The organism is Cellulomonas sp. P4_B5_2 (genome assembly GCF_056402235.1).
Genome location: NZ_JBFUHU010000219.1, coordinates 1 through 6,404, shown reverse-complemented (window position 1 = coordinate 6,404; position 6,404 = coordinate 1). Strand labels below are relative to the sequence as shown.

Genomic DNA, 6,404 nt, shown 5'->3' with positions numbered 1-6,404 from the left:
GCGGCAGACGCCGCTGCGCCCACGGACGTCGTCGCGCCCGCAGAGACTGCCGAGGAGGCAGCAGACCCCGCTCGCGACGTGGTGATCCACGACGTCCCCACCGTCCGCGTGCACCACCCGAGCGACCTCCTGGGCACGGTGCTGTCCGCGCTCGGCATCGCGGTCGTGCTCGTGCTGGCGACCTACGCCCACAACACCACCACCGGCGTGGCGGAGGACGTCCAGGGCTTCGCCACCCTGCTCAAGCGGATCCTCTTCGTCCCCGTCACCCTGCTCGAGGGCTTCGTCATCGTCGCCGTCCCCCTCGCGGTCATCACCGAGCTCGCGATCCGCCGGCTCGGCCGGCAGCTGGTCGAGGGTCTGGTCGCCGCACTTGCCGCCCTCGTCCTCAACGCGGTCGTCTACTGGGCCATCACCACGCTCGGGTCCGAAGAGCTCGTGGTCGGCATGTCGATCCGGTCGGACAACCAGTGGGTCGTCACGCTCCCCGGGTACGTCGCGCTGCTGGTCGGCCTGCTCACGGTCGTCGGCCCGCGCGGTCGCCGCCGGACCGTCAAGTGGTCGTGGAACCTCATCTGGATCGCGATCGGCGTGCTGCTCATCACCGCCGGGGTCTCGCTGCCGGGGCTGGCCGTCTCCTTCCTCATCGGCCGCGTGACGGGGCTCGGGGTGCGCTACCTGTCCGGCGTGCAGTCGGAGCGGGCGTACGGGGCGAGCCTGGTGGCCGGCGTGCGGCGCGCCGGGTTCGATCCCGTCCAGCTGAGCCGGGTGGCGGACGCGACCACGGAGGCGGAGTCCGAGGTCGGGGCCGACGAGCTCGACGGCGACTCCGCGGCCCGGGCGCTCACCCGGTCGACCGACCACCGCGTGTACGAGCTGACCACCGAGGACGGCGACGAGCTGGACCTGGTCGTCGTCGACGGCGACCGGCAGGTGGTCGGCATGCTGACCCGGCTGTGGCGGTCGCTGCGGCTGCGCGGGATCGAGGGCCGCTCGGTGGTGTCACTGCGCCAGGCTGCCGAGCGCACCGCCCTGCTCGCCTACGCCGCCCGCGCCGCCGGCGTCCGCACCCCCAAGCTGCTGAGCATCGCCGAGGCCGACGACTCCATGCTCCTGGTCCAGGAGCGCCCCGGGCACGCGGTCCCGCTGAGCGACCTGACCAGCGAGGAGCTCACCGACGAGGTCCTCGAGGAGCTCTGGGCGCAGCTCCAGCTCGCCCACGACGCCGGCATCGCCCACCGGTCGCTGACCAGCGACGTCCTGCTCGTCGAGACCGTCGTCGGCCGGCCGGTCGTCTGGCTGACCAGCTGGGAGCAGGGCGACGTCGCCTCGTCCGAGCTGGCCCGACGCATGGACGTCACCCAGCTCGTGGCCCTCCTCGCCCTGCGGGTGGGCGCCACGCGCGCCCTCGAGTCCGCGGCGAGCGTCGTCCCCGCCGAGCACGTCGCGGCGATCGGTCCACTCCTGCAGACGATCACGCTGCCGCGCCTGACCCGCGACGAGATGCGCGCGGACAAGAAGGTGCTCGCCGAGCTGCGGTCGGCGCTGGTCGCCCGGCTGCCCGAGGCCGACGTGGAGCCGCAGCAGCTGGTCCGGTTCGGTGCCCGCACCGTGCTGACGATCGTCGTGCCGATCGCCGCCATCGTCTTCGTCATCACCAGCATCAACGTCGACGAGATCACCTCCGCGCTCGCGGCCGGCGACTGGCGCTGGACGGTGGTCGCGTTCGTGCTCGGGCTCGTCACGCTCGTCGGGGCCGCGCTGGCGTTCGTCGCGTTCTCGCCGGTCAAGCTGCCGCTGTGGCGCGCCACGCTGGTGCAGACCGCCGCGACCTTCGTCGGGCTCGCCGCACCAGCCGGCATCGGACCGGCCGCGCTGAACCTGCGGATGCTCACCAAGCGGGGGGTGTCCACCACCCTGGCGGCGGCCACCGTCGCGCTCGTCCAGGTGAGCCAGTTCGTCGTGACGCTCGGTCTGCTGCTGGTCCTGACCATCGCGTCCGGCAACAAGGAGTCGGCGCTGCCGGTCTCGCCCGTCGTCCTGCTCGTCCTGGGGATCGTCGCCGCGCTCGTCGCGTCGGCGCTCCTGGTGCCCAAGGTGCGTCAGTGGGTGCTCGCCAAGACCATGCCGACCCTCCGCCAGACGTGGCCGCGCCTCATCGAGGTGCTCGGGCAGCCGTGGCGGCTGGCGCTGGCCGTCGGCGGCAACCTGCTGATGACGCTCGGCTTCATCTTCGCGTTCGACGCGAGCCTCGCCGCGTTCGGCCAGGACGCCACGCTCATCCAGGTGGCGCTGGTCTACCTGGCCGGCAACACCGCGGGCGCGCTGATCCCGACGCCCGGCGGCATGGGCACGATCGAGCTGGCCCTCGCCACCGCGCTCACCAGCTTCACCACGATCAACCCCGGTGTCGCGACGTCGGTCGCGGTCCTGTTCCGGGTGGCCACGTACTGGCTGCGCATCCCGCTCGGCTGGGTGGCCATGCGCGTGCTGCAGAAGACCGGCGAGCTGTAGACAGAGGTCCGGGCCGGCACCTGTGCGGTACCGGCCCGGAGAACTCGTGCGGCAGCGTCGGTCAGGCGAGCGCCTTGGCCTTGAGCGCCGCGAACTCGTTGGCGTCGATCGTGCCCGCGTCGAGCAGCGCCTTCGCCTCGGCGATGTGCTCGGTCGGTGACTTGCCCGCCACGTCTCGGATGTAGCTGTCGGTATCGGACTTCGCCTGCTGGACGGCCTGCATCTGCCGCTCCGCCATGCCCTTGCCGCGGGCGATCACGTAGATCAGCGCGGTCAGGAACGGCAGGAAGACCAGCGCGATGATCCAGACGGCCTTGGCGAAGCCGCCGAGGTCACGGTCACGGAACAGGTCTCCGAGGATCTGAAAGAGGATGACGAGGTACGCGAAGAACAGGAACCAGTAGACGAGAAGCCAGAACCAGTCCAAGAAGCTGTCCATGTGACCTTCTCTCCGGAAGTGCCCCCGAGCGGGAGCTCGCTCACGTCGAGGCTAGTGGACATGGCGGACAAAAAGCACCCACCGACACACGCTGACCTGCGGCAACGCAGAACCCCCCGGAGCCGGGAGGCTCCGAGGGGTTCGACGAGGAGGGCTTGCCGTGCTTCGAGACCTCAGGCCGCCACGTGCTCGCGCTGCGCCGGCACCAGCTCGATCGCGCTGCGACGAGCGGCGAGGCCGGCCCACGCGGAGACGCGAGGAGCCGGGAAGGCCGGGGTGGGGGTGATGGAGGTCTCGGACGGGTYCGCTGAGAATCCGCGCTGGTCCATGTCGCTGTCCTGTCTGTTCGGTAGCCCGGCTGACCCTGTAGGTCCCGTGGCTTTGCGTCCCCTCCTTGCGGAGGGTTTGCCGTTTCGCTGACAAGTCCGACATTAGAGCAACATGAGAGTTCGTGGAAGCGTGTCACCGTCAGCAGAACCGGACATACGCCCTTTTCACCCGGTCGGACGTATCAGAGCGTCTCCTTCACGCTCGTGGCCGCTCACCCGAAGGTGAACGAGAACGCCTGGACCCCTGACTGCGCAGTCAGCTCGACGGTGCCGCTCCGCACTGAATCGTCGTCGACCAGCGCGTACGCCCGCGGTGCACCGTCCACCGCCAGCTCCACCCGGTCCACGACCGACCCGTCCTCGTCGCGCACGGTGGCCGTGACCGCACCCGTCCCGCCGAGGACCACCTGCACCACCGCGGCGTGGTACCGCAGTTGCAGCTGCGCGTCCGGGCCCGCGGTCGCGCCCTGGTAGTCGGTGGTCCACGTCCCGCCGAACGCGACCGTGTCCGGCGCCTGGTCCGTGGGGAACGTGTAGGTCCCCGCGCCCTCCCGGTAGTCGCCCGCCACGTTCGCGTGCTTGCTCACCGACAGGAACGTCTCCGGGGTGACGTCTCCCTCCGGTGTCGTGTCGTCCACCTGGGTCTGCGCGGGAAGCGTCACGCCGGGGTCCGCCTGCGTCAGGAGCTCCCGGATCAGGGTCTCGGTCTGGGCGTAACCGCCCTCGCCCTGCGACACCTGCCGGATCCGGCCGTCGGCGTCGATCAGGTAGTGCGCAGGCCAGTAGCGGTTTCGGTAGGCGGTCCAGGTGGCGTACGAGTTGTCCTGCGCCACGGGGTACGTGATGCCCAGCCGCTCCGCGCCGTCGACGACGTTGCGGGTCTCGCGCTCGAACGCGTACTCGGGGGTGTGCACGCCGATCACCACGAGGCCGTCGTCGCGGTAGGCCTCCTCCCACGCGGTCACGTGCGGGACCGAGCGCTGGCAGTTGATGCAGGAGTACGCCCAGAAGTCGAGGAGCACGACCTTGCCGCGCAGGTCCGCCAGGTCGACCGGTGCACCGTCCGGGGTGTTCAGCCAGGTATCGATACCTCGGATCGCCGGCGCGGGTCCGCAGTCCTCGAGCTCGGCGGAGTTGTTGCTGCACTCGGCCAGCTGCCGGTTCTCGTCCGTGACCAGCCCGCCGAGGTCCAGCTGCTCGCGCACGGTCTCGCTGGCGGCGACCCTCGCCTGGAGCGACTCCGTGTAGCCCGGGAGCGCCCGCTGGATCGCGTCGGTCAGGTTGAACGCCAGCGCCAGGGCGAGCGCGATCATCAGCGCACCGCCGGCCGCGCGGATGCCGCGCTGGTGGGTGCGGAACGCGGCGATGCGCTCGGCGACCCGGCGGCCCGCGAGCGCGAGGATCAGCAGCGGGATCGACGCGCCCAGCGCGAACGCCACGGTCAGGACAACCGTGCCGGGGCCGACCGACCCCGTTGCACCCGCCACGGTGATCGCCGCGAGSACCGGSCCGGCGCACGGCACGTACACCGCGCCCAGTCCGAGACCGAGCACGAAGCCGCCGCGGCCCGCCCCGGGCGCACGCTTCGGGGTCAGCCGCTGGAACGGACGCTCCAGGAGCTCCTCGAACCGCGGCACCAGCAGGCCGATGCCCAGGAGCGCGAGCACGGCGATGCCGGCCCAGCGCAGCAGGTCCTGCGGCAGACCGAGCAGGTTGAGCAGGAGCGTGCCGACCAGGGTGACCAGCGTGAAGCTGGTGACCAGGCCCGCGATGACCAGGTAGGGGCGGCGGGCCGACGCCTTGTCGCGCGTGGCCGTCACCTCCGCGGGTGGTTCCAGGGTGGCGACGCCACCGGGCGTCCACRTGGTGCCGCTCGACAGGAACGACGGCTGGGCCATCGCCCCCACGGAGCCGGCGGCGCCCTTCGTGGTCTTCGTCGTGGCGGATGGTCGAGCGCGTGCCCCTTGCACGCCGCCCGCGAAGAACACGACGGGCAGCACGGGCAGGATGCACGGCGAGATGCCGGTGATGAGGCCACCGACGAGCCCGATGAGCGCGAGCGTGAGCAGGTCCATGGCCGGGGTTCGCCGCCGCGACCCTCGGGGATGGGTCCTCGTCGCAACCGGCACCCATCCGCTCCCCCGACGGTGCCGAACCCCTCCCGAGAGACGACCGGGCGGGTACCCACCCGGACCTGATTCAAGGGAGAGCCACCATGCGCACCACGAACCGCACCCGTATCGCCGCCGTCCTGCTCGCCGGCGTCACGGGCCTCGCCCTGACCGCCTGCAGCTCCGGCGCGGCCGACGACACTGCAGGATCCGAGTCGTCGTCGATGGAGACGCCCATGGAGACGCCGTCGGAGATGCCGACCGAGGACGCGATGACCGCGGACCCCGCCGCCGACCTCGTCGGCCCCGGCTGTGCCGACTACGCCACCGCCGTCCCCGACGGCCCCGGCTCCGTGACCGGCATGTCGACCGACCCGGTCGCCGTGGCCGCGTCGAACAACCCGCTGCTGACCACGCTCGTGGCGGCCGTCTCCGGCCAGCTGAACCCGGACGTCAACCTGGTCGACACCCTGAACGGTGCGGAGTTCACCGTGTTCGCGCCGGTCGACGACGCGTTCGCCAAGATCGACCCGGCGACCATCGAGTCCCTCAAGACCGACTCCGCGACGCTCTCCTCGATCCTCACGTACCACGTGGTGCCCGGGCAGCTGTCCCCCGACATGGTGGCCGGCACGCAGACCACCGTCCAGGGCGGGACCGTCGAGGTCACCGGCTCGGGTGACTCGCTCATGGTCAACGGCGCGTCCGTCATCTGCGGCGGCGTCCACACCGCCAACGCGACCGTCTACCTCATCGACTCGGTGCTCATGCCGACGATGTGACGACCCGGCGGGCCGGTCGCTGAGGCGGCCGGCCCGTCAGCGCTCGGCCGTTCAGCGGCCGAGCAGCGGAGCCCCCTCGCAGGGTACGGCGAGGGGGCTCCGTCGCGTCCGGACCCGACTCCCGCACCCGTCCGTGAGTTCGTGCGTTCCGGTCGAGTTCGTGAGTTGGAACTGCCGATCTCGCCTGTAACTCACGAACTCGTGCGGGACGGTGCGGGGCGGGGTGGGT

Annotated in this window: 5 protein-coding genes and 1 riboswitch; of the genes, 2 read left to right on the top strand and 3 right to left on the bottom strand. The window is 71.4% G+C overall.

The annotated features are described in order from the left end of the window. A partial coding sequence (locus AC1DUQ_RS15330; RefSeq protein WP_477074084.1) for a flippase-like domain-containing protein occupies positions 1 to 2,514 on the top strand: 2,514 nt, incomplete at its 5' end. A 61-nt stretch (positions 2,515 to 2,575) separates the two neighbouring features. Here the strand turns inward: AC1DUQ_RS15330 and AC1DUQ_RS15325 are convergent. From AC1DUQ_RS15325 to AC1DUQ_RS15315, 3 genes are all read right to left on the bottom strand, one after another. Continuing rightward, positions 2,576 to 2,953 carry a PLDc N-terminal domain-containing protein gene (locus tag AC1DUQ_RS15325; protein ID WP_477059389.1) on the bottom strand — a complete coding sequence of 126 codons (378 nt, stop codon included), beginning with the start codon at positions 2,951 to 2,953 and terminating at the stop codon, positions 2,576 to 2,578. Positions 2,954 to 3,126: 173 nt separating this feature from the next. Further along, positions 3,127 to 3,282 carry a hypothetical protein gene (locus AC1DUQ_RS15320; protein ID WP_477074083.1) on the bottom strand — a complete coding sequence of 52 codons (156 nt, stop codon included), beginning with the start codon at positions 3,280 to 3,282 and terminating at the stop codon, positions 3,127 to 3,129. 16 nt (positions 3,283 to 3,298) lie between these two features. Then, a riboswitch (cyclic di-GMP riboswitch) is annotated at positions 3,299 to 3,373 on the bottom strand. A 121-nt stretch (positions 3,374 to 3,494) separates the two neighbouring features. Continuing rightward, complete coding sequence (locus AC1DUQ_RS15315) at positions 3,495 to 5,357, bottom strand: cytochrome c biogenesis protein DipZ (protein WP_477074082.1); 1,863 nt, start codon at positions 5,355 to 5,357, stop codon at positions 3,495 to 3,497. Positions 5,358 to 5,497: 140 nt separating this feature from the next. On the opposite strand from AC1DUQ_RS15315, the gene AC1DUQ_RS15310 reads away from it, so the two are divergent. After that, entirely contained in the window at positions 5,498 to 6,175 is a 678-nt protein-coding gene (locus AC1DUQ_RS15310) for a fasciclin domain-containing protein (RefSeq protein ID WP_477059392.1), read from the top strand. Positions 6,176 to 6,404 lie beyond the last annotated feature (229 nt).